This is a genomic window from Amorphus suaedae, from assembly GCF_053629675.1.
On sequence record NZ_JBRJIT010000002.1, the window covers coordinates 94567 to 117566 of the forward strand.

Consider the following 23000-nt stretch of genomic DNA (forward strand, 5'->3'; position numbering starts at 1 on the left):
GAAATCACGATCGATGATCCATTTGATCAGGAAACCATATTTGCCGTGATAGCTGCGCTCGATTAGCACTGTTGGAAACGGTGGCCGAATGATGACTCGTTCGGCAAAACACGCCGGCTCGGAGGTGACCCCCACGTGCAGGATGCTCTCGACACGGACGGCTTTGTCGGGCGTTCCCTTCAGCGCTTCGAGGATGCTGCCCTGCTTGCCGGTCGCGGCCGCTATCTCGACGACCTCGGTGCGCCTCCCGGAACGCTGCATGCGGCCGTTCTTCGCTCTCCGCACGCCCACGCCGACATCGTCAGCATCGACGCGGAGGCTGCGCGGGCCGCGCCGGGCGTTGCCGCAGTCCTGACCGGCGACGACATTGCAGCCCTCACCAGCTCGATCCTGGTCGGCGTCAAGGCGCCGGTGGAATGCTGGCCGGTGGCGCGCGACCGGGTCCGCTACATGGGCGAGCCCGTGGCCCTCGTCGTCGCGTCCGACCGCTATCTGGCCGAAGACGCGCTCGATCTGATCGACGTGCGCTACACGCCGCTCGCCGCCGTGGTCGATCCGCGGCTGGCGGTCGAACCCGACGCACCGGTGCTGCACGAGGGGCTCGGCGGCAACGTCATTTCCGAGCGCTCGTTCTCCTACGGTGATCCGGACGCGGCCTTCGGGGCGGCGGCACACACGATCGGGATCGACGTCACCTATCCGCGCAATTCCTGCACGCCCATCGAGACCTACGGCGTCGTCGCCGAATACGATCCGGGCGAGGGCAGCTTCGACGTGCTGGCCAACTTCCAGGGACCGTTTTCCATCCATGCGGTGGTGGCGCGCGCACTGGGGGTTCCCGGCAACCGTCTGCGATTGCGCACGCCGCGCGATTCCGGCGGATCGTTCGGGGTCAAGCAGGGCGTGTTTCCCTACATGATCCTGATGGCGGCCGCGGCGCGTGCCACGGGCCGTCCGGTGAAGTGGATCGAGGACCGGCTGGAGCACCTGACCGCCTCGGTCTCCGCCACCAACCGCGCAACCCGCATCGACGCGGCGGTGGCGGCGGACGGCACCATCACCGCGCTCCGCTGGGACCAGATCGAGGATTGTGGCGCGCACTTGCGGGCGCCGGAGCCGGCGACCCTCTACCGGATGCACGGCAACATGACCGGCGCCTACGCGATCCGGAACGTCGCCATCCACAACCGTGTCGTGCTCACCAACAAGACCCCCACCGGCCTCAACCGCGGTTTCGGCGGGCCGCAAATCTACTTCGCGCTGGAACGGCTGGTCTTCGAGATCGCCCGCACGTTGAAGCTCGATCCGCTCGACGTGATCCGCCGCAATCTCGTGCCGTCCGGCGCCTTTCCGTACAAGACGGCCACCGGCGCGCTGCTTGATTCCGGCGACTATCCGGCAGCGCTGGAGATGGCCGTGGCCGACGGCGGTCTGGCGGAGCTGATCGAGAGGCGCGACGCGGCGCGGGCGGAAGGACGGATCTACGGCATCGGCCTTGCCGCCGTGGTCGAGCCGTCGGTCTCCAACATGGGCTACATCACCACGGTGCTGACGCCGGCGGAGCGCGCCAAGGCCGGACCCAAGAATGGCGCCCAGTCCGTGGCCACGATCGGCCTCGATCCCCTCGGCGGCGTCTCGGTCAAGGTCGCCTCGGTGCCCCAGGGCCAGGGCCACCGCACCGTGCTTGCCCAGATCGTCGCCGACGGGCTCGGCCTCGACCCGGCGGCGATCCGCGTCACCGCCGACGTCGATACCTCCCGCGATGCGTGGTCAATCGCGTCGGGCAACTACGCGAGCCGCTTTGCCCCGGCAGTCGCCGGCGCCGCCAAGCTCGCCGTCGACCGGCTGCGCGACAAGCTCGCGCGTCTCGCCGCGAGCCAGCTCAACATTCCGCCGGAAGAGGTCGTCTTCGAGAAGGGCCGGCTGGTGGCGCGCGGCAATCCGGAAAACGGCGTCTCGTTCTCGCGGGTCGCGGCGGCCAGCCACTGGGCGCCGGCGACGCTGACCGAGGGCGTCGACCACACCATCCAGGAGACCGTCTTCTGGACGCCGGAGCAGTTGCAGGCGCCCTCTGCGGACGACGAGATCAACTCCTCGCTCTGTCACGGCTTCATCTTCGATTATTGCGGCGTCGAGATCGACAAGGTTACCGGCGAGGTCCGGATCGACCGCTACGTGACCATGCACGACTGCGGCCGCATCCTGCATCCGGCGATGGTCGACGGGCAGGTGACGGGCGGGTTCGCCCAGGCGCTGGGCGCGGCCCTCTACGAGGAATACGCCTACGGGCCCGATGGCAGCTTCCTCTCGGGCACGCTTGCCGATTACCTCATCCCGACGACCATGGAGGTACCGGATCCGGTGATCCTCCATTTCGAGAGCCCGTCGCCGTTCACCCCGCTCGGCGCCAAGGGGGTCGGCGAGGGCAACTGCATGTCGACGCCGGTGTGCATCGCCAACGCGGTCGCCGATGCGCTCGGCATCTCCGACGTCACGCTGCCGCTCACCCCCTCGAAGATCTCCGAGCACCTGCACGGCGTGGAACGCCAGCCGAAGGTCCGGCCCGCGCCGGTGGCGGACGAGGCCGGCGGCCGGAAGCTGCGGGGCGAGGGCAAGGCGACGGTGAAGGCGCCGCGCCAGCAGATCTGGGACATGCTCCTCGATCCGGAAACGCTCAAGGCCGTGGTGCCCGGCGCCCACACCGTGGAGAAGGTAACCGACACCAAGTTCCGCGCCGACGTGACCCTCGGCGTCGGCCCGGTGAAGGGCCGCTACCGCGCCGAGATCGAACTGTCGGACCTGAATCCGCCGGAAGCCGTGACGCTCAGCGGCTTCGCGGAGGGCGGCCTCGGCTTCGGGCGTGGCACCGGCCGCGTTACCCTGACTGAGACCGGACCGTCCGAGACGGTGGTCGCCTACACTTACGAAGCCGAAATCGGCGGCAAGGTCGCTTCCGTCGGTGGCCGTCTCCTCGACGGGGCGGCCCGTGTGGTGATCGGCCAGTTCTTCCAGGCGCTCGCCCGCCATGCCGGCGCCGGATCGGCGCCGGCAGCAAAGGGAACGCGCGGGAGGGGCGGGTTGGTTAGCTGGCTCAGGACCCTGTTCGGAGGCGCCCGATGAAGCCGGCGGCGTTCGACTATCTGAAGGCGGAGAGCGTCGCCGAGGCGGCCGAGGCGCTGGCCGAGGCCGGGGAGGACGGGCGCGTTCTGGCCGGTGGCCAATCGCTCATGCCGATGCTCAACATGCGCCTCGCCCGGCCGTCGCTGCTGGTCGACATCATGGGGCTCGACGAGCTCGCCCGGATCGAGGTCGCCCGGGACCGGGTTCGGATCGGCGCCGGCGTGCGCCAGGCCGCGCTCCTCAGCTGGGACGGGTTGGGTGAGCACCTGCCGCTCGCCAAGGCGGCGCTGCCGTGGGTCGGCCACGCCCAGACCCGCAGCCGCGGCACGGTCTGCGGATCGATCGCGCACGCGGACCCGAGCGCAGAGATTCCGCTGGTTCTGTGCGCACTTCAGGGCGACATCACCCTGCGCGCGCGCAGCCGCACCCGCACGGTGCAGGCCGTTGATTTCTTTGTGGGAATGATGGCGACCGACCTGCGCGCAGGCGAAATGATCGAGAGCGTTTCGCTGCCGACGCGCGCACCGGGGAGCGGCTGCGCGTTTCGCGAAATCGGCAGGCGCCACGGCGACTTCGCCATCGTCGCGTGCGCAGCGGTGGTCGATGCGCACGGTGCGCGTCTGGCCGTCGGAGGGGTCGCGGACGTGCCCGTCGTGCGCGATCTGCCGCTGCCCGACGGTGGCGATCTCGACGACGCGCTGAATGAGTTCGCCTGGTCGCTGCAGGCTCGCGACGACCTGCATGCCAGCGCCCGCTACCGCCGCGAGCTGGTCCGCCGACTCGGCCGCGAGACCATCGAGGAGGCCGTCCGATGCCGCGCCTGACCGCCGGTCGCCGTCACAGCGTCCACTTTACCCTCAACGGCCGTCCCGTCACCGGCGAGGCCGAGCCGCGGATGCTGTTGACCGACTTCCTGCGCCACGAAATCGGCGCCACCGGTACCCACGTCGGCTGCGAGCACGGCGTCTGCGGCGCCTGCACGGTGCGCATCGACGGGACGCTCGCCCGAGCCTGCCTGACGCTGGCCGTGCAGGCCGAGGGTGCGGATGTCCGGACCGTCGAGGGACTGGCACCGACGGCGGAGAGCCTGTCGCCGCTGCAGGAAGCCTTCCGGGCGCACTTCGGCCTGCAGTGTGGCTTCTGCACGCCGGGGATCCTGATGTCGCTCGATGCGCTGCTGCAGGACGCGCCGGACGCCACCGAAGACGAGATCCGCGAGCACCTGTCCGGCCATCTGTGCCGATGCACCGGCTACGGTCCGATCATGCGGGCGGCCGTCGCGGCGGCGGATGCAATGCGGGCCTCCCGGCACACCGAAGGAGAGGCGGCCCGCCATGCTTGATCTCGGCCGGAGTTTCCTGGCAAGCGTCGCCCGTGATCCGAGGGCGCTGGCGATCGTCGATGGCGACGTGCGCCTGACCTATGCCGACTGGTACGCGCGGATTTCAGGGGTCGTCGCCCACTTCGATGCGCTCGGCCTCCAGCCAGGCGACCACGTGCTGACGGTGCTGGCCAACCGCTACGAGGCGGCGACGCTGCACTGGGCCTGCCAGCTGGCCGGCCTGATCATCACGCCGCTCAACTTCCGCGCCAAGCCCGACGAGATCGACTACGCCATCGAGGATGCCGAGATCCGCGCGATCTACTTCGAGGACGCGTGGCGCGAGGCAATCGACGGGTCGGAGAAGGCGACGTCCGTGCCGGCACTGTCGGTCGATGACGACGCCTTCAAGGCCGTGCATGTCGCCGATGTGCCGAAGGCAGAGGCCCGTGCCGGTGCCGACGCCTGGTCGGTGATGCTTTACACCTCGGGCACCACGTCGCGCCCGAAGGGCGTACCGCGCCGCCACCGGGCCGAGCGCGCCGCCGCGATCGCCCATGTCGCCCAGAACGTCTATGGCCACGGCGAGCGGACGCTGGGCGTGATGCCGCTCTACCACACCATGGGCGTGCGCTCGCTGCTGGCGATGTCGGTGATCGGTGGCGCGTTCGTCTGCCTGCCGCGCTTCGCGCCGGAGGCCGCGCTGCGGCTGATCGCCGAGGAGAAGATCACCAATCTCTACCTGGTGCCGACGCTCTATCACGACCTCGTCCACCATCCGGCCTTCGCGGATGCCGACGTTACGAGCGTCCGCAAGCTGGGGTTCGCGGGCGCCTCGATGACCGACGGGCTGCTGAAGCGGCTCGATGCGGCCTTCAAACCGGACCTCTTCGTCAATCACTTCGGGTCGTCGGAAATCTACACCTTCACCGTCGACCAGAACGCGGTGGCGAAGCCCGGCTCGGCGGGGCGCGCCGGCATCAATCAGATCATCCGGGTCGTGAAGCTCGGCGCGACGAGTCCCGACGACCTGGCGGGGCCGGGCGAGGAGGGCGAGATCATCGCGCTGCTGGCCGGCGACGAGGCCTTCGAGGGCTACTGGAAGCGGCCGGATGCCGATGCCAAGGCGCTGCGCGACGGCTGGTACTTCACCGGCGACAGCGGCTACTTCGACGCCGACGGAGACCTGTTCGTGGTCGGCCGGGTCGACGACATGATCATCACCGGCGGCGAAAACGTCTCGCCCATCGAGGTGGAGAGCTGCCTGTCGCTGAACGATGCGGTCGCGGACGTCGCCGTCGTCGGCCTGCCGGACGAGCGCTGGGGCAAGATCGTCGCCGCCTTCATCAAGCGCGCAAAGCCGATCGACACGGATCAGCTCGATGCATTCTGCCGCGAGTCCGGCCTCGCCAACTTCAAGCGTCCCCGCAAGTACGTCTTCGTCGACGAACTCCCGAAATCGCCGGTCGGCAAGCTCCTGCGCCGCAAGCTGACCGCCGGCGACTACGCACCTGAATCCAATCCGCCGACACAGGAGTCTGCCGCATGACCAGTCCGATCGACCTCGGACTTGGAGACCTCGATGGTTTCCGCATCGAAATCGACGCCGCCCGCGAGCGCGCCGACATCGTGCTTGCCCGCCCGCCGTTCAATGTCGTGACGATGCCCCAGCGTGACCAGCTGCGCAAAGCGTTCGAGGCGCTGGACGAGCGGGACGAGGTGCGGGTGATCGTGGTGCGCGCCGAGGGCGAGAATTTCTCGTCCGGGGGCTACATCAAGGGCTTCGTCGAGGCGAGCCCGGAGACCGTGTCGAAGCTCGCCTGGAACATCGCCGCACCGGCGCGCTGCGCCAAACCGGTTATCGTCGCCAACCGCGGCTACTGCTTCGGGGTCGGCTTCGAGCTGTCGCTCGCCTGCGACTTCCGCATCGTGTCGGAAACCTGCCAGTACGCCTTGCCCGAGCAGAAGCTCGGCCAGATTCCGGGCTCCGGCGGATCTGCGCGCCTGCAGAAAATCGTCGGCATCACCCGCACCAAGAACATCGTCATGCGGTCGAAGCGGATTTCCGCGAAGGAAGCCTACGACTGGGGCATCGCCTCGGAGATCGTGCCGGACGGCGAGCTGGAGGCCGCGACCGACGCGCTGGTCGACGAGCTCAGGACCTTTTCGCCGCTCGCCCAGCGCACCGCGAAGAAGCTGCTGAACGACACCGAGGATGCCAGCCTGTCGACCTCCATCGAGCTCGAGGGACACTGCTACAGCCGGCTCAGGACGTCCGACGACTTCCGCGAAGGCGTCGAAGCGTTCCACGAGAAGCGCAAGCCCGTCTTCAAGGGAAGCTGACGACCGACCGGCAGCGGTGCCTGCCTCGGCAGGGCGTCCGCTGCCCTCCCGTCCGGGTCCGCCCGATCCGGACGGGGACTGCTCCAGACACCATCACGGAGGGGATCGTGGCCACCACGACCGACACGGCTGCCGCACGCGGTGCTGGCCAAGAGCGCAGGAACGACCGGGCCTTCTACGACCTGCGGGCGTGGCTCACTCATCTTGCCGCCACGGACCGGCTGGCGATCGCGCGGCCGGGAACGAAGCTCGACTTCGAGATCGCCGGCATTGCCAACCGCCTGGACGGTGTGAAGGCGACGCTGTTTCCCGCACCCGACGGCCATGACGTTCCGGTCGTTTCCGGCGTGACCTCCCAGCGGGCCTGGATGGCGGAGTCGCTCGGCATCGACGAAAGCGAGCTGTTGCCGCGCTTCCAGCAGGCGGTCCGCGAGCCGATCCCGTGGACGGAGACCACCGGTGCGGCCTGCCAGGAGGTGGTCCACCGGGATCCGGACCTGACGAAGATCCTGCCGATCCCGACCCACAACGAGCACGACTCCGGCGCCTACATCACCGCTGGACTGACGATCGCCCGCAACCCGAAGACCGGCGCCCAGAACGTCGCGATCCACCGGCTGCAGGTGTCGGGCAAGAACCGCCTCGGCGTGCTGCTGCTCCCCCGCCACACCCTCAACTATTTCGAGACCGCGGCGGCCGAGGGCCACGACCTGGACGTGGCGATCGTCATTGGTGCCAGCCCGGCGCTGCTGCTTGCCTCGCAGGCGATCCTGCCCCTCGACCAGGACGAGATGGAGACGGCCGGGGCACTTCTGGGAAGTCCCATCGACGTGGTGAAGTGCCTGTCGAGCGAAATAAGGGTGCCGGCCGACGCCGAGATTGTCATCGAGGGCAGGGTGCTGGCCGAGGCGCGCGAACCCGAGGGGCCGTTCGGCGAGTTCCCGCAGTACTACGGCCCACGCGCCAAGCGCCATGTCATCGAGGTCGACGTGGTCACCCATCGCACAGCGCCGATCTTCCATACCATCGTCGGCGGTGGGCTGGAGCACCTGATCCTCGGTGGCATCCCGCGCGAGGCGACGATCCTCACCTCGATCCAGCGCTCGTTCCCGAGCGTGCGCGACGTGCATCTGCCGAAGGGCGGGGTGTGCCGCTACCATCTGTACGTGAAGATGAAGAAGCGCTTCGAAGGCGAGGCGAAGAACGTCATCCTCGCCGCGTTCGCCGCCCACTACGACATCAAGCACGTGGTGGTCGTCGACGAGGACGTGGACATCCACAACGCGGACGAAGTGGAGTGGGCGGTCGCGACGCGCTTTCAGGCGGACCGGGACATGGTGGTCATCGGCAACGCGCTCGGCTCGAAGCTCGATCCGTCGACGGACGACGGCGTCGGCGCCAAGATGGGCTTCGACGCAACGATCCCGCTGGATGCCGACGAGATGACGTTCAAGCGCATCCGCGTGCCCGGCGAGGAGGAAATCGACCTGGACGCGGTCATCGATCCCGACGGTGACGTCGCGGATCACGTGATCGTCCGGTAACGAGCCAGCTCAGTCGGCCGGAAGGGCGGCAATCTCGCGCCGGATGGCGTCGCGGACCGGCTCGGGTTGCTTCTCGACAGCCAGCGCGAGGCGCTTCAGCTCGCTCCGGAGGCCGTGCACTTGGTCGATCAGCGACAGGATGACCGGCACGGCTTCCTCGCCGACGGCCATGTCGTCGGTCAGCTCGCAGACGAGCCGCACCCGGGCGACGTCGATCTCGGTAAAGGTGATGGCGGTCTCGCCCGTGGCCGGCACGATCCAGCCCTCCGCCACCCAGCCGCGCAGGCGCTCGACGGTGAGGCTGCGGATCTCGGCGACGACCTGATCTTCCGTGTACCTCATCGGCCCTCTCCCATCGTCTTGCGCGGATCGTAGGCGTGGCTGGCGCGCCATTTCTCTATGAAGTCGGAGAGCTCCGCATCCACCGTCTCGGGAAGACGGATCTGCAGACGCACCAGCTGGTCGCCGTAGCCGGTCCCGCCGCGCTTTTTCACACCCTTGCCGCGCAACCGCATCGTCCGGCCGCCGCTGGCTCCCTTGGGCACCGACATGGCCACCCGGCCGGTGGTCGTCGGCACCTCGACCTTGGCGCCGAGCACCGCCTCGTCGATGGAGATCGGCAGCACGAGCACGATGTCGTCGCCCTCGCGGGTGAACCTCGGATGCGGCCGCACGCTGATCTCGACGAAAGCGTCGCCGGCGGGGCTGCCGCCGTAGCCCGGTCCGCCCTGGCCCTTGAGACGAATGGTCTGGCCGTCGTTCAGGCCTTCGGGAATGGCGATGTCCAGCGACTTGCCGTCCGGCATGGTCACGCGCTTGGTGGCGCCGGTGACGGCTTCCAGGAAGTCGACCTCCAGATGGTAGCGCACGTCCTGCCCGCGCATGCGGACCGAGCCGCCCCCCGCGCCCCCCGCGCGCGCACGGGCTCCGAAGATGTCGGAGAAGAAGTCCGACATGTCGCCGAGGTCCTCATAGCCGGCCGACGAGGCGTAGGGGTGGCCTTCCGGCGCTTCCGCGTAGTCGCGATAGTAGCCGGGCGCCGGGCGCTCGTTGCCGCTGGCGTCGATCTCGCCGCGGTCGAAGCGGCCGCGCTTCTCGGTGTCGCCCAGAATGTCGTAGGCGCTGGCGATCTCGGCGAACCTGTCGGCCGCCGCGGCATCGCCGGGGTTGAGGTCCGGATGGTTCTTCTTGGCGAGCTTGCGATAGGCCTTGCGGATGTCGTCGTGGGTCGCATCGGCGGCGACGCCGAGGATCTCGTAGGGGTTCTTTGCCACGGATCAGACTTCCCGATTGCTTGAGGCGCTTGCGGCGGGGCGGAGCCGCGTCATTCTTAGCCTAGAGCGGGATCGGCAGAGGCCGGTCCCGCAGGTCCGTATGCCTTTCTAGCCCAGGTCCCGTCGCGACAGACCGGATCTGAATCAAACCGACGGGATGCCATCTTGAATCCGCCGCCTGTCGCTGTCGATGGGAGAGGCGGGAAGAGCGCAAAAGGTTCCCGCCTTCCGGCCCGCTCGTCAGCCGGTGGGCGACTGGATTGCGGTGGCAATGCCGGCAGCGTCGAGCCGGCGGGAGGCGTCGGCCGCAACGTCCGCGGATCTCGTGATCAGGTAGGCGGTGTCCGGCGCCCCGGTTACCGGGTCGGACGGCTGCAGGGTGACGACAAAGCAGTGCGGCAGCGCCTCCGCGAAGCGATCGATGATATCCGGGCCGTAGACCCGCCAGTGGCCATGCTTGTCCTCGCGGGCACGGCCGTAGTGACGCGTGGCCGGCACGCGGGCGGGATCGGGGACAGACAGGAACACGAAGCCGTCGGCCCGCACGACCCGGTCGAGTTCACCCAGCGCGGCGCCGTCGTCCTCGACGTGCTCCAGCACGTGGTTGACGATCACCACGTCGAAGGCGTCGTCCGCCCGGTCGATCGCCTGCAGGTCGAGCTCGCTCGCCGTGCCGTATTCGGAGATCTCGTGATGGCCGAACCAGCCGCGTTCCACCACCGGGTCCGGGCTGAACTGCAGCGCCTGCAAGTCGAAAAAGCGGGACGGATCGAGGGCGGCGAAGGCCGTGCGATAGGCGCGGTGCCGCTCCAGCGACCGGCAATCGACGCAGCGCGGCAGGGACCCGTCGGGAGACAGCCGGCCGTTCGGCCCGTGGGTGAACGCGCTACTTCCGCAAATCGGGCAAACGGGTGTGATGGGCTGACTCATGCTGTCAAGCCGTGACCAGATTGGCGCAGCCGTCGGGGTCTCGCAGTCGTTGCTCTGTACTTAACGGCGGCATATCTTTTCCAAATCTATCGGTTCCAATTGCCAAGAGTTGCGTTCATAAATTGCAGTCTTTCGACGACGTCACCGCCCAGAGATCACAGGCGGTGAGGTCACCGGTTCACGGCGAGCAACTGGAGGGTTGTGACGGCGTGGACAGGTCGTTCGATAGCACAATTTGGTGGCCCTGCGAGCACCCGCACACATTCGCGAAGGACGCTGACTAGTCGCTGATGAAAAGTCTGTTTGGGGAGCAGGGACGACCGGCCGGTCGGGAGCGGGCCGAGACGGCGAATGTGGCGACGCTTGTCCGCCACATGTTCGGCGCCGTGGGCGCTGGCGTAGCCGTGTCCATTGACGAGCGGGTGTGGAAGGGCGCTGTCGCATCGGACGATGCGACCTCGCACCGGGTCGAGGCTGCCCTCGCCGATTCCGTTCAGACGGCCGGAACCTCCGATCTGCGCAGCTATGCGACGCAGGATGCCCCAGCAGGGGGAGAGGTCACGACGGTGGCGGTGCGTCCCGGGGCGATCGGCGACGACATAGCCCGGGTGACCATCGTCGTGCTTGGCGAGGAGAGCGTTGCCCCGAAGCTCGACAGCGCGTTCGGCGACATCGCGAGCATGGCCTTGCAGATCGTCGACAGCGCGCTGGATGCCGCGGCGGTGAGGCGGCTGCACGCGGTGCTGTCGCGCGTCGAGAAGATGTCGAAGACGGGACAGTGGCACCTCGACCTGAAGACGAGGATGCATTCCTGGTCGGACGAGGTGTTCCGGATCCACGACCTGCCGCCCGGCGAGGCCCCGACCTTCGACGAGGCATGCGGGTATTATCCGGAGGACACCCGCCAATCCATCCGCAAGCATTTCGAGGATGCGATCGCCACGGGCGCCGCGTTCACCTTCACCTCGCCCATCGATACGGCGTCGGGAGCGCGGAAGTTCGTCCGGGTGATCGGCGAGGTCGAGCGCGACGGCGACGCCATGATCGGCCTGTTCGGCGTGCTGCAGGACGTGACGGAGGAAAAGGAGGCCGAACGGCGCCTGTGGTGGACGGCGAACCACGATCCGCTCACCGGCCTGCCCAACCGGATGCTGTTCCAGGACCGGCTTGCGCGCGCCATTCAGCATGCCAACCGGTTCGACGAGGAGATCGGCCTCGTCATTCTCGACGTCGACAACTTCAAGATGGTCAACGACGTCTACGGCCACGAGGCCGGCGACCGCCTGCTGACGCAGATTTCGGAAATCCTCATCGAGACGACCCGGGCGACGGATTCCATCGCGCGGCTCGGGGGGGACGAGTTCGCGGTGATCCTTGGCGACCTGAAGACCACCGACGATCTGCAGCCGCCGCTGGACCGGCTGACCAAGTCGACCGAGTTTACGTTCGACTACCGGGGAACGCTGATCCCGGTGCGCATGAGCATGGGCATCGCGCTCTATCCCGAGCACGGCGAGACCAGCGAGGATCTCTACCGCAACGCCGACATCGCGCTGTTCCGCACCAAGCACAGCCGCCAGCGACGCCTCACCGTCTACGAGAAGCGGTTCGGCCATGAGCTGCAGGCGCGCGACGAACTCCTGCGCCAGGTTCGCGCGGCGCTGGCGACCGGCATGATCATTCCCTACTACCAGCCCCAGTTCGACCTGGAGACCGGCGCGATGGTGGGCGCCGAGGTGCTGGCGCGGTGGGTGCGCAACGAGACGATCGTCGAGGCGATGGTGTTCCTCGCCGCCATCGACGACTACGAGACGGCGCCGATGATCGGCGCCCAGATCACCCGGCAGGTGGTCGACAACATGGCGACCTACAAGATGGCGTTCGCGGACGCCGTGCCGTTCTCGATGAACATCTCGCGAAGCCAGATCCGCAACCATGAGTTCCTCACCCTGCTGACCCAGCTCCTGAACACCGACCTGGTGAGCTACCGCGACTTCATCATCGAGATGTCGGAGGACGCCGTCACCGATCGCGATCAGGGGCACGTGGGAGAACGGCTGCGCGAACTCGCCGATCGCGGCCTCAGCTTCGCCTTCGACGATTTCGGCGCCGGCTTCTCGTCGCTGATCCAGATCGATTCCTACTCGGTGCGGCAGGTGAAGATCGACCGGCTGCTGGTCCAGGACATCCACTTCGATCCGCACAAGCTGGCGATCGTCGATGGCATCCTGCGGATCTGCTCGTCGCTCAACATCGACGTGATCGCGGAATGCGTCGAGCTGGAGGAGCAGGCGGCGGCCTTGCGCAAGCTCGGCATCCGCCACGCCCAGGGCAACTTCTTCGGCCGCCCGATGGCGTTCGACGCGTTCCTCGCCCTCAACGAAAGCGTCAGCCGGGGAGCCGTCTAGGCGGCGCGCCTTCCGGTCCGTCCGATCCGATCTAAGCGGGGCTCAGCTCGGCCGCTTCGGCGGGAGCCGGTCGCCGACGGCGAGCAGCCTTTCGCGAACCCCATCGAGATCCGCGGTCATCGATATCAGGTTCTCCGCGAGCCGGGCCTGCAGCTCGCGCGCCGTCTCGGGATATTCCACCAGGATCTTGCGGAACTGGGTCCGGGCGAGAACGATCACCTCGGAGGTCTCTTCGGCCACGGCGCGGGCGCTCGGACGTCCCTCGAGAAGGAGGGCCAGCCCGTTCACGATGCTGCCCGGGCCGAGCGTGCGGGGGGAGCCCCCGCGCGCGGTCTCGGTCACGGACAGCTTGCCCGAGGCGATGACGCCCGCCCCCATCGCTGGCGCGTTCATGTCGAACAGCATCTCGCCCGGCTCGAGCCGGCGCGTTTCGCTGGAGAAGGCAAGCAGGCGCAACTGTTCGTCGGACATTCCCGCGAGCAGCGGAGTCTTGCGCATCACCGCGATATCGCGGGTCAGACTCATATAGTCCCGGCCTCGCCTTCGGACGGTTGCGGAACGAGCTTGTAGCCGCCGCCTTCGGTCACCAGAAGTTCCGCGCTGGACGGGTCGCGCTCGATCTTCTGGCGGAGGCGATAGATGTGGGTTTCGAGCGTGTGGGTGGTGACGCCGGAGTTGTAGCCCCAGACCTCGTGCAGCAGCACGTCGCGCGTCACTGGCCGCTCGCCGGCCCGGTAGAGATACTTCAGGATCGCCGTTTCCTTCTCCGTCAGCCGCACCTTGGACCCGCGCTCGTCGACAAGAAGCTTGGCGCTCGGGCGGAAGGAATAACGGCCGATGGCGAACGTGGCATCCTCGCTCTGCTCGTACTGGCGCAGGTGCGCGCGGATGCGGGCAAGCAGGACGGCGAACTTGAACGGCTTGGTGACGTAGTCGTTGGCGCCGGCCTCGAGACCGAGGATCGTGTCGGAATCGCCCTCCTGGCCGGTGAGCATGATGACGGGCGCCTTGAAACCGGCCTTGCGAAGCAGCTTCACCGCCTCGCGACCGTCGATGTCGGGCAGGCCGACATCCATGAGCACAAGGTCGGCCCGTTCTTCCTTGGCCGTTTCCATGCCTTTGCCGGCCGTCGGTGCCTGGAGAACCTTGAACTCGTCGTAAAGCCCAAGCTGTTCGGCGAGGCCGTCGCGGAGGTCTTCGTCGTCATCGACGATCAGGATCTTGCGGGCGGTCATCAAACGTCCTCTGGTGCCCTTCAGTTGCGCGGAGCATACGCCGTTCACGTTGAAGCTATCTGAACGGAGGGGATATGCTCAATCCAATGCAGCCGGAGCCAATTCTTGTTGCCGAGGTAGTTCCATCTGATCAGTCAGGTGTCGGCGAATCATCAAGAGACACATAAGCCTATGCAACCCTTATTATCCGAAAGGCCGGCCGCCGTCCCCCAAGTCAAGGTGGCAGGATGAGGCCCGTCGTTCCCGGCCTGCGTCCGCGTGCCAGGATTCGCGGCGCGGCAACCCCCGTCGGGGTGCGGCCGAGGCCCGGAAAACCTACCCAGGGTCTCCTGAACGTCGATGGACGAGTGATCGCCTGCGCACTCGGAAGAGGCGGGATCTCGGCCCTCAAGGCGGAGGGGGATGGGGCCACGCCGATCGGCCGATTCCGGCCGCTGGCGGTGCTTTTCCGGGCCGACAGGGTGGCTGTGCCGGGGGGCGACCTGCCAGTCCGGCCGGTCCGGCGGAACGACGGCTGGGCGGACGAGCCGCGCTCGGAGCAGTACAATCGCTACGTACGGCTTCCCTTTGCCGCCTCGCATGAGACACTCACGCGGGACGACCATCTCTATGACGTGGTCGTGATCACCGACCACAATCGGGTGCCGCGCGTGCGCGGCCGTGGAAGCGCGGTCTTTCTGCACTGCAGCCGCGAAGGACTTCTGCCGACTGCCGGCTGCGTGGCGGTGCCGTACGCCGTTTGGCGCCGGCTTGCCGACGCTCTCGTGCGCGACAGACCGGTTCTGGTGGGGGTCGAGGGGCGGCCCGTGAGGCGCCATCGGGAGGCCCGCCCCTTTTTCCGGGGCCGGAGATCGGCCATATAGCGGAGACAACGGCAACACAGCGGTACCATGACAACTTCGATCCCCTTCGTGAAGATGAATGGCCTTGGCAACGACATCGTCGTGCTGGACGGTCGCGACGCGTCGATCGCGCTGCGCCCGGAGGCGATCCGGCGCCTGTCGCCGCGCGACGGAGGGATCGGGTTCGACCAGATCGTCACGCTCGAGCCGGACCCGGACGGGTCCGATGTCTTCATGCGGATCGCCAACGCCGACGGCGGCGAGGTCGAGGCCTGCGGGAATGCCGCCCGCTGCATCGCCGACCGGCTGATCTCCGACGTCGACACCAGCGCCCTCTCCATCAACACCCTCGGCGGGCGTCTCCGGGCATGGCGGCGCGATGACGGCGTGATCGCCGTCGACATGGGCCATGCCAGGTTCGGATGGGCGGACATCCCGCTCGCAGCGGCGGTCGATGACACCGATGCCGTCACGGGCGTTGCCGCCGCTGACGGTGCGGGGCTGGGCGCTGGCAGCGTCGTCAATGTCGGCAATCCGCACATCGTCTATTGGGTCGCCGATCCCCACGCGATCGACCTTGGGCGTATCGGACCCGCGATCGAGCACGATGCGCTGTTTCCGCGTCGCATCAACGTGACGCTGGCGCGGGTCGTCGACCGGGGCCGCATCGACATCCGGGTCTGGGAGCGTGGCGCCGGGCTGACCCGGGCCTGCGGCACCGCCGCCTGCGCGACGGCGGCGCTTGCCTACCGAACCGGACGCACCGGTTCCTCAGTGACGATCGGGCTGCCGGGTGGCGACCTGGAGATCGCCATCGCCGAGGACGGGACCATCGTGATGGCCGGCGGCGTGGAGACGGATTTCGCCGGCACGCTCGATCCCGAGTTCGGCACCTTCCAGCTTGAGGCCGACGCGCCGGCAGCCGCCGCGGGTTGACTCTTCCCCCTCCCGCGACGAGACCTGACCCGCCCCCCGGCCCGCCGGCCATGGGCGCGACATCATCGAAAGAGCCTGCACCTTGACCACGACGACGACCGAGATCGACACGGGCGACAGTCCTCCGGCTGCCAATGGCGCCGGCGGTCGCGTTGATGTGCTGACGCTCGGCTGCCGCCTGAACACGCTGGAATCGGAAATGATCCGACGCGAGGCGGAGGCGGCAGGCCACACTGACCTGGTCGTGGTGAATACCTGTGCGGTAACCAACGAGGCCGTGCGCCAGGCCCGCCAGACCGTCCGGCGGCTGCGGCGCGAGCGGCCGACGGCGAAGATCGTCGTCACCGGCTGCGCGGCCCAGACGGAACCCGAGACCTTCGCCGGTATCGACGCCGTCGACCTCGTCCTCGGCAACGACGCCAAGACGGATGCGGAGACCTGGAGCGACCTCGCCCGCTTCGGTATCGGCGCCGGCGAGCGCGTCCGCGTCAACGACATCATGAGCGTGCGCGAGACGGCGGGGCATCTCGTCGACGGCCTGGACGGTCGGGCGCGCGCTTTCGTGCAGGTCCAGAACGGCTGCGACCACCGATGCACCTTCTGCATCATCCCCTACGGCCGCGGCAACGCGCGTTCGGTGCCCATCGGCATGGTGGTCGATCAGGTGCGCCGGCTGGTCGACAACGGCTACCGCGAGGTTGTGCTGACGGGCGTGGACCTGACCAGCTACGGCCCCGACCTGCCCGGCACGCCGAAGCTTGGCGATCTCGTCCAGAAGATCCTCACCTACGTGCCCGATCTCGCCCGCCTGCGACTGTCGTCGATCGATTCCATCGAGGTCGACCCGGCGCTGATGGCGGCGATCGCCGACGAGCCGCGCCTTCTGGCCCATTTCCACCTGTCGCTGCAGGCCGGCGATGACATGATCCTGAAGCGCATGAAGCGCCGGCATCTGCGCGACGACGCGATCCGCTTCTGCGATGCGGTGCGTTCGCTGCGCCCGGATGTGGTGTTCGGCGCCGACCTGATCGCCGGCTTCCCGACCGAGACCGATGCGATGTTCGAGAACACGCGGGCGCTGGTGACCGATTGCGGCCTGACCCATCTCCACGTGTTCCCGTTTTCGCCGCGCCCCGGAACGCCGGCGGCGCGCATGCCGCAACTGGCCCGGCCGGTGGTGAAGGAGCGGGCGGCGCGCCTGCGGGCCGAGGGCGACCGAGCCTTTGCCGATCACCTGGCGTCCGAGGTGGGCCGGGTGCGTCAGGTTCTGATCGAGCGCGAGGGTCTTGGCCGCACCGAGGGGTTCACGCCTGTGGCCGTGTCCGGCCCGGCCGGGGCGCTGGTGACGACGCGTATCCTGGGTGCCGAGCGCGACCGGCTACTGGGTGAACCGGTTTCGGAGGCGGCATGAGCGAGGGCCCGAAGAGCGGTCAGAAGGCCGGCATGTGGCGACGCCTGTTCGGCGGGCGCAGTGCCGACGAAGCGGCCGGCCCCGAGGCGCCGGAGACCGAGCGCGAGGCGATCGTCGCGCCCGAGGACACGCCGGCGGACGACGTGGACCGCGCATCGGGCGAGGGCGCCGCGCCGGACGCCGAAGCCCCCAACGAGATTGAAGGCGCCACGGCTGCGCAGGACGACGATCGATCGCCAGCGGCCATGGACGCCCCGGCCGAAGATGTGGCGGCCATTGCCGACGAGGCGCCCTGGCAAGTCGATCCAGCTGGCGTACCTGATCCGGACGACGCCGCCGAACCGCGGGAAGACCTGCCGTCCCTGGCTTCCGGGCCGGAACCCGTCGAGCAGGAGCCCGCGCCTGTGGGGCCCGAACCCGTGCCGGCCGTCCCGGAGACCCGCGAGGGGTTCTTCCGGCGCCTGTTCAGCGGTCTCGACCGCACATCGTCGTCGCTGACCGAAGGCGTCACCGGCCTCTTCACCAAGCGCAAGCTCGACGCGGAAACGCTGCAGGACCTGGAAGACGTGCTGATCCAGGCCGATCTCGGCGTGGAAACGGCGATGGCGGTGACCGACCGGCTGTCCGATGCGCGCTACCAGAAGGGCATCGAGGCCGACGCGCTGCGCCAGGTGTTGGCCGAGGAAGTGGCGAAGGTGCTTGCGCCGGTCGAGGTGCCGTTCGCGATCGACACCGCCAAGCAGCCGTTCGTCGTCCTCGTCGTGGGCGTCAACGGCACCGGCAAGACGACCACCATCGGCAAGATCGCCGCCAAGCTGAAGCGCGAAGGCCGCACCGTGGTGCTCGCCGCCGGCGACACCTTCCGCGCGGCCGCCGTGGAGCAGCTGAAGATCTGGGGCGAGCGCACGGGCAGCCGCGTCGTGTCGCGCCCGACGGGCAGCGATGCGTCCGGCCTCGTCTACGACGCGCTGGAGGAGGCCGAGACGTCGGGCGCGGATACGATCCTGATCGACACCGCCGGCCGCCTGCAGAATCGGGCTGAGCTGATGGCGGAGCTGGAGAAGGTCGTCCGCGTCATCCGCAAGAAGATCCCGGAGGCGCCGCACGCGGTCCTGCTGGTGCTCGACGCGACCACCGGCCAGAACGCGCTGAACCAGGTGGAAATCTTCACGAAGTCGGTCGGCGTGACCGGTCTGGTGATGACCAAGCTTGACGGCACGGCGCGCGGCGGCATCCTCGTCGCCATTGCCGCGCGCCACAAGATGCCGGTGCACTTCGTCGGCGTCGGCGAGGGGATCGACGACCTCGCGCCGTTCAGGGCGGACGACTTCGCCTCGGCGATCGCCGGCCTGCGGGACGGCAGGAACTAGGGCCGGCCCGCCATCGGCGTCATGGGAAGGACCGAAGCCGTCGACGCGGCGGCCTCTTGGTCTTTCAACCTGAACATGCCGATCGGGGAACCCGCCGGATCGCCTTTGTCCGGCTACACCGGACCCGCCCCGACCCTCCATCGGAGGCGATGGATTTCCTGTCCCTGCAGAAACTCGTGCCGAACCGCGTCCGCGCCGTTGAAGCGGGCGCCGTCATCTTATATGGAAGGGGCTCGCGCGACCTCGTTCGCGCCGATCAGGCAATGCGCGGCCCCGGCCGCGCCTGGCACCCGTAGCTCAGCTGGATAGAGCGCTGCCCTCCGAAGGCAGAGGTCACAGGTTCGAATCCTGTCGGGTGCACCAACACCGCCAAGCTCCCTCGATGCAACTGACCATAAGGCAAACCCCTGCGCATGGCGCAGAGGCTCGGCCTGTGCGTGTGCAAGCGTGAGGCGGCGGCGTTCGTGGGCGAAGAAGACCGGCTCGCTTGCGCGATGGCTCGCCCCCATCTCTGCGGATCACATGCGTTTCTCGAAGCGGAACATTCCGTCGTCCCCGGGCAGGTCCGAGCTCGGAGGATGGCAAAGATCCGGGTGGTGCTTGTTGAAGTACTCGACGATGTGGAAGCCGCAGACGTTGACGTAGAAGTGGATGTTGCGCTTTTCGAAGTATGGCGTGTGGGTCGTCCAGACCTCGGTATCGGGATAGCGCTGTTCGATCGCGGCCCACGCCTTGCGACCAATGCCCCGGCCGATCTCCTCCGCTCGGACATAGAACAAGTCGAGCGAGTTGTGCCGCGTTCGGGCGTCGATCGACACGACGGCCCCGCCGACCCAGCGTCCGTCCTCGAGAATGCGATGAACCACCGCGTTCGGCGCTGCGAAGGAGGCGGCCACATCCTCGTCGGACGGTATCGCCTCGTCGCCATCCGATCCGTACGTTTCCACGACGGCTATCGCGAAAGCCTCCTGGAGTTCCTTGCGGAAGCGGGGCAGGTCGGCCTCGGCCGCAATGTCGAGGGTAATGCGGCTCCTGTTCGGCGAGATTGTCATCGGGTGTTTCCAGATCGAGGGAAAGGGGGGCGATCAAGCCGGTCGGATTGGCTCCGGTGTCCGGGCATTGACGCGGGAAAGGCCGTCAGGCTTGGCCGGGAGCCGGATTGACCGCGCCTTTGGCCCGAGCCTTCCTGTCCGCAAGGCGCATGACGAGGACGAAGAAGACGGGCACGAAGAGCACGGCGAGGACGGTGGCAGAAATCATGCCGCCGAATAGACCGGTGCCCAGCGCGGTCTGGGTTTCGGAGCTCGGCCCCGTGGCGATGACCAGCGGCACGATACCGAGCGTGAAGGCGAGCGAGGTCATGACAATGGGCCGCAGCCGCAGACGGGCCGCCGCGATGGCCGCGTCGTGAAGCGAGCGTCCCTCGTCGCGCAGCTTGCGGCCGAATTCCACGATCAGCACGGCGTTCTTGGCCGAAAGGCCGATCAGCGTGATCAAGCCGACGTTGAAGAACACGTCATTCTCGAAGCCCCGCAGATGGACCGCGATGACTGCGCCCAGAACCCCGAGCGGGACGACAAGCATGACCGAAATCGGAATTGCCCAACTCTCGTAGAGGGCGGCCAGCACCAGGAAAACGACGACGAAGGAGAACGCCACCAGAAGCGGTGCCTCCGCGCCCGACTGGCGCTCCTGGAAGGACTGACCTGTCCATTCGACGGCGAAGCCGGCAGGAAGCCGCGAGGCAAGCCGCTCGATCTCGTTCATCGCAGCACCGCTCGACACGCCGGGTGCGGCATCTCCCGAGATGCTCAGCGAGGGGTATCCGTTGAAGCGATTGAGCTGAAGCGGGCTGACCGACCATTCCGGGGTCACCACCTCGGACAACGGCACCATGCCACCCTTGTCGTTGCGCACGTGGAGCTTCAGGACGTCCTCCACTTGCATGCGGTCTTTCGCCTCCGCCTGCACGACGACCTGCTGAAGACTTTCCGCGCGCGGGAAGTCGTTGACGTAGGTCGAGCTCATGGTCGAGGCGAGCAGGTCGCTGATGGCGGAAAACGAGACCCCCAGGGCCCCGGCCTTCTGCCGGTCGACACGAAGGTTCACACTGGGCCCGGTGGGCAGCCCATCGACGCGAACGTTCCGCAGGAGACTACTCTGCCCGGCAAGCTCGATGAGCCTTTCTGCGGCATTCCGGAGCGCCGCCACGTCGCGCCCCGCTCGGTCGACGAGGCGCAGTGCCATGCCTGACGTCGTGCCCAGCTCCTCGATGGCCGGCGGTTTCATGATGAGGATTTCGCCTTCCGTTGCCTTCCGCATCGCCTGCTCGGCCGCTGCGATTTCGGCGTCGGTGCTGCCGCTCCTTGCATCCCACTCGCGGAGCGTGGTGAACGCCATCGCCGCGTTCGGGCCTGAGCCGGAAAAGCCGAAGCCCAGGATGGACAGGTTGTTGGCGATGTCAGGTCGGCCTGCGACGTGGCGATCGAAGCGATCGACAAGCTCCTGCGTCCGCTCGACGGTGGCGTCGGCTGGCAGGGTGAAGGAGGCCATGAACGTCCCCTGGTCCTCGTCGGGTACGAAAGCGGTCGGCAGCGCGCGGTAGCCCAGCGCCAGCGCGCCGACCAGGACGCAATAGACCAGCATGACGCGACCGACCCGCTTCACCAGCCAGCCGACCCAGGCGCCGTACCGCGCCGTCAGCCGGTCGAAGCCCCTGTTGAACCAGGCAAAGGAGCTCTTTCGCTCGGCATGGGGCGCGACCGGCTTCAGGATCGTGGCGCAGAGCGCGGGCGTCAGGCTGAGTGCCAGGAAGGCCGAGAACAGGATCGAGACCGCGAGCGAGACCGTGAACTGGCGGTAGATCGCTCCGACGGAACCACTGGCAAGACCCATGGGCAGGAACACCGCTGTCAGAACCAGGGTGATGCCGATGACCGCGCCGGTGATCTCCCGCATGGCTCGTCGCGTGGCCTCGCGTGGCGACAGGCCCTCGGTCGCCATGAGACGTTCGACGTTTTCCACGACGACGATCGCATCGTCGACGATGATGCCGATGGCCAGCACCATGCCGAACATCGTCAGCACGTTGATCGAATAGCCGATGGCCCACATCACGGCGAAGGTGCCGAGGAGTGCGATCGGCGCGACGATCGCCGGGATCAGCGTGTAGCGGACGTTCTGGAGGAACAGGAGCATGATCAGGAACACCAGAACCATCGCTTCCGCGAGGGTCTGCGCGACCTTCAGAATCGAGAGCTTCACGAAGGGCGCCGTGTCATAGGAGACGGCGTACGTGACGCCTTCTGGCATCGACGGGGCAAGTTCGGCGAGGCGCGCGCGCACGGCTTCAGAGGTGCTGACGGCGTTGGCACCGGGCGCGAGCTGGATGGCCGCGGCCGTGGCCGGCTTTCCGCCGTCGCGGATAGAAAAGCCCATGGCTTGAGCGCCGATCTCGACCTTGGCCACGTCGCCAAGCGTCAGCTTGGATCCGTCGGGGTTGGAGCGCAGGACGATGGCGGCGAACTCCTCGGGCGTTTTCAACTGTCCGTCGAGGCTGAGAGGAACGCTGATGGTCTGGCCCGGAACGGCGGGCGCTCCGCCGAGCCGGCCGGGTGCCACCTGGACGTTCTGGGACTGAATGGCCTGCGTGATCTCGGCTATCGAAACCGAATAGGAGACGAGCAGAGCTGGATCGATCCACACGCGCATCGCTGCTTCCGAGCCAAAGGACTGGATGCGGCCGACGCCAGGAACCTGCTTGAGCTCAAGAGCCAAGCGGCGCGCGAGATAGTCGTCGAGTGCCAGCGGATCCACCTCGCCGCCCTCGGATCGCAAGGACACGATCATCAGGAAACCCGACGTCGCAGCTTCTACGGATAGGCCCCCGCGGCGGACGGGCTCTGGCAGCCGCGGCTCGATGGCTTTCAGGCGGTTCTGGACATCAACCTGGGCGAGTTCCGCGTCGGTGCCCGGTCTGAATGTGACGGTGATGTTGGCATTGCCGGACGAGTCGGAAGAGGACTCGAAATAGAGGATGTTCTTCACCGCGGTCAGCTCGCGCTCGATTGGCGCCGTGACGCTGTCGTTGATCGTTTCCGGGCTGGCGCCCGAATAGGTGGCCATGATGCTAATGCTGGGCGGCGCGATGACGGGAAAGCGCGAGACCGGGAGCTGCGGTATTGAGGCGATGCCAGCAAGCGCGATGAATATTGCGATGACCCAGGCAAAGACCGGGCGCTCGATGAAGAATTGTGGCATGGGGCG

The 23000-nt window shown here is 67.7% G+C and carries 18 protein-coding genes and 1 tRNA gene; 12 read left to right on the forward strand and 7 right to left on the reverse strand.

The genetic code is table 11. The features are described from left to right. Positions 1-135: 135 nt before the first annotated feature. From AB7M35_RS14160 to AB7M35_RS14185, 6 genes are all read left to right on the forward strand, one after another. Positions 136-3120: a xanthine dehydrogenase family protein molybdopterin-binding subunit gene (locus AB7M35_RS14160; protein WP_453960869.1), complete on the forward strand. Its 2985-nt coding sequence runs from the start codon at positions 136-138 to the stop codon at positions 3118-3120. Next, positions 3117-3944: an FAD binding domain-containing protein gene (locus AB7M35_RS14165; protein ID WP_453960870.1), complete on the forward strand. Its 828-nt coding sequence runs from the start codon at positions 3117-3119 to the stop codon at positions 3942-3944. Before AB7M35_RS14160 ends, AB7M35_RS14165 begins: the two co-directional genes overlap by 4 nt. Then, positions 3932-4462: a (2Fe-2S)-binding protein gene (locus AB7M35_RS14170; protein ID WP_453960871.1), complete on the forward strand. Its 531-nt coding sequence runs from the start codon at positions 3932-3934 to the stop codon at positions 4460-4462. The genes AB7M35_RS14165 and AB7M35_RS14170 overlap by 13 nt, the downstream gene beginning before the upstream one ends. Further along, complete coding sequence (locus tag AB7M35_RS14175; RefSeq protein ID WP_453960872.1) at positions 4455-5990, forward strand: AMP-binding protein; 1536 nt, start codon at positions 4455-4457, stop codon at positions 5988-5990. The genes AB7M35_RS14170 and AB7M35_RS14175 overlap by 8 nt, the downstream gene beginning before the upstream one ends. Further along, positions 5987-6784, forward strand: coding sequence for an enoyl-CoA hydratase/isomerase family protein (locus AB7M35_RS14180; protein WP_453960873.1), 798 nt, complete (start codon positions 5987-5989; stop codon positions 6782-6784). Before AB7M35_RS14175 ends, AB7M35_RS14180 begins: the two co-directional genes overlap by 4 nt. 182 nt (positions 6785-6966) lie before the next feature. Further along, positions 6967-8328: a UbiD family decarboxylase gene (locus AB7M35_RS14185; RefSeq protein ID WP_453962539.1), complete on the forward strand. Its 1362-nt coding sequence runs from the start codon at positions 6967-6969 to the stop codon at positions 8326-8328. A 9-nt stretch (positions 8329-8337) separates the two neighbouring features. Here AB7M35_RS14185 and AB7M35_RS14190 read toward each other — a convergent pair whose 3' ends face one another. The 3 genes from AB7M35_RS14190 to AB7M35_RS14200 form a co-directional block, all read right to left on the reverse strand. After that, positions 8338-8670: a chaperone modulator CbpM gene (locus AB7M35_RS14190; RefSeq protein ID WP_453960874.1), complete on the reverse strand. Its 333-nt coding sequence runs from the start codon at positions 8668-8670 to the stop codon at positions 8338-8340. Continuing rightward, entirely contained in the window at positions 8667-9602 is a 936-nt protein-coding gene (locus tag AB7M35_RS14195) for a DnaJ C-terminal domain-containing protein (RefSeq protein WP_453960876.1), read from the reverse strand. Before AB7M35_RS14195 ends, AB7M35_RS14190 begins: the two co-directional genes overlap by 4 nt. Positions 9603-9842: 240 nt before the next feature. After that, positions 9843-10532, reverse strand: coding sequence for a class I SAM-dependent methyltransferase (locus AB7M35_RS14200; RefSeq protein ID WP_453960877.1), 690 nt, complete (start codon positions 10530-10532; stop codon positions 9843-9845). Between the two features lie 353 nt (positions 10533-10885). On the opposite strand from AB7M35_RS14200, the gene AB7M35_RS14205 reads away from it, so the two are divergent. After that, positions 10886-12940, forward strand: coding sequence for a putative bifunctional diguanylate cyclase/phosphodiesterase (locus tag AB7M35_RS14205; protein ID WP_453960879.1), 2055 nt, complete (start codon positions 10886-10888; stop codon positions 12938-12940). 42 nt (positions 12941-12982) lie between these two features. On the opposite strand, the gene AB7M35_RS14210 is transcribed toward AB7M35_RS14205, so the two are convergent. Next, positions 12983-13465: a cyclic nucleotide-binding domain-containing protein gene (locus AB7M35_RS14210; RefSeq protein ID WP_453960880.1), complete on the reverse strand. Its 483-nt coding sequence runs from the start codon at positions 13463-13465 to the stop codon at positions 12983-12985. Then, on the reverse strand, positions 13462-14175 hold the full coding sequence (locus AB7M35_RS14215; protein ID WP_453960881.1) for a response regulator transcription factor: 714 nt from the start codon (positions 14173-14175) through the stop codon (positions 13462-13464). Before AB7M35_RS14215 ends, AB7M35_RS14210 begins: the two co-directional genes overlap by 4 nt. A 227-nt stretch (positions 14176-14402) precedes the next feature. Between AB7M35_RS14215 and AB7M35_RS14220 the strand changes: the two genes are divergently transcribed. The 5 genes from AB7M35_RS14220 to AB7M35_RS14240 all read left to right on the forward strand — a co-directional run bounded on the left by AB7M35_RS14220 (position 14403) and on the right by AB7M35_RS14240 (position 19097). Further along, positions 14403-15038 carry a L,D-transpeptidase family protein gene (locus AB7M35_RS14220; RefSeq protein WP_453960882.1) on the forward strand — a complete coding sequence of 212 codons (636 nt, stop codon included), beginning with the start codon at positions 14403-14405 and terminating at the stop codon, positions 15036-15038. Positions 15039-15065: 27 nt separating this feature from the next. After that, positions 15066-15953 (forward strand): diaminopimelate epimerase, encoded by an 888-nt coding sequence (gene dapF, locus AB7M35_RS14225; RefSeq protein WP_453960883.1) that lies wholly within the window; start codon positions 15066-15068, stop codon positions 15951-15953. Positions 15954-16056: 103 nt separating this feature from the next. Further along, positions 16057-17364, forward strand: a complete 1308-nt coding sequence (gene mtaB / locus AB7M35_RS14230; RefSeq protein ID WP_453962540.1) for a tRNA (N(6)-L-threonylcarbamoyladenosine(37)-C(2))-methylthiotransferase MtaB — start codon at positions 16057-16059, stop codon at positions 17362-17364. After that, positions 17361-18734, forward strand: a complete 1374-nt coding sequence (gene ftsY, locus AB7M35_RS14235) for a signal recognition particle-docking protein FtsY (protein WP_453960884.1) — start codon at positions 17361-17363, stop codon at positions 18732-18734. Before mtaB ends, ftsY begins: the two co-directional genes overlap by 4 nt. Positions 18735-19020: 286 nt before the next feature. After that, positions 19021-19097 (forward strand) — tRNA-Arg (locus tag AB7M35_RS14240). Positions 19098-19252: 155 nt separating this feature from the next. Here AB7M35_RS14240 and AB7M35_RS14245 read toward each other — a convergent pair. Together AB7M35_RS14245 and AB7M35_RS14250 are read right to left on the reverse strand one after the other, a co-directional pair. Then, positions 19253-19786, reverse strand: coding sequence for a GNAT family N-acetyltransferase (locus AB7M35_RS14245; protein WP_453960885.1), 534 nt, complete (start codon positions 19784-19786; stop codon positions 19253-19255). 85 nt (positions 19787-19871) lie between these two features. Continuing rightward, a complete protein-coding gene (locus AB7M35_RS14250) occupies positions 19872-22994 on the reverse strand; it encodes a multidrug efflux RND transporter permease subunit (protein WP_453960887.1) in 3123 nt (1040 codons plus the stop codon). Positions 22995-23000: the final 6 nt, after the last annotated feature.

Coding starts and splice junctions, on each gene's coding strand:
- AB7M35_RS14170 (WP_453960871.1), top strand. CDS start 3,932: ATGCCGCGCCTGACCGCCGGTCGCCGTCACAGCGTCCACTTTACCCTC.
- dapF (WP_453960883.1), top strand. CDS start 15,066: ATGACAACTTCGATCCCCTTCGTGAAGATGAATGGCCTTGGCAACGAC.
- AB7M35_RS14210 (WP_453960880.1), bottom strand. CDS start 13,465: ATGAGTCTGACCCGCGATATCGCGGTGATGCGCAAGACTCCGCTGCTC.
- AB7M35_RS14245 (WP_453960885.1), bottom strand. CDS start 19,786: ATGACAATCTCGCCGAACAGGAGCCGCATTACCCTCGACATTGCGGCC.
- AB7M35_RS14220 (WP_453960882.1), top strand. CDS start 14,403: ATGAGGCCCGTCGTTCCCGGCCTGCGTCCGCGTGCCAGGATTCGCGGC.
- AB7M35_RS14180 (WP_453960873.1), top strand. CDS start 5,987: ATGACCAGTCCGATCGACCTCGGACTTGGAGACCTCGATGGTTTCCGC.
- AB7M35_RS14200 (WP_453960877.1), bottom strand. CDS start 10,532: ATGAGTCAGCCCATCACACCCGTTTGCCCGATTTGCGGAAGTAGCGCG.
- AB7M35_RS14250 (WP_453960887.1), bottom strand. CDS start 22,994: ATGCCACAATTCTTCATCGAGCGCCCGGTCTTTGCCTGGGTCATCGCA.
- AB7M35_RS14215 (WP_453960881.1), bottom strand. CDS start 14,175: ATGACCGCCCGCAAGATCCTGATCGTCGATGACGACGAAGACCTCCGC.
- AB7M35_RS14165 (WP_453960870.1), top strand. CDS start 3,117: ATGAAGCCGGCGGCGTTCGACTATCTGAAGGCGGAGAGCGTCGCCGAG.
- AB7M35_RS14190 (WP_453960874.1), bottom strand. CDS start 8,670: ATGAGGTACACGGAAGATCAGGTCGTCGCCGAGATCCGCAGCCTCACC.
- ftsY (WP_453960884.1), top strand. CDS start 17,361: ATGAGCGAGGGCCCGAAGAGCGGTCAGAAGGCCGGCATGTGGCGACGC.
- AB7M35_RS14175 (WP_453960872.1), top strand. CDS start 4,455: ATGCTTGATCTCGGCCGGAGTTTCCTGGCAAGCGTCGCCCGTGATCCG.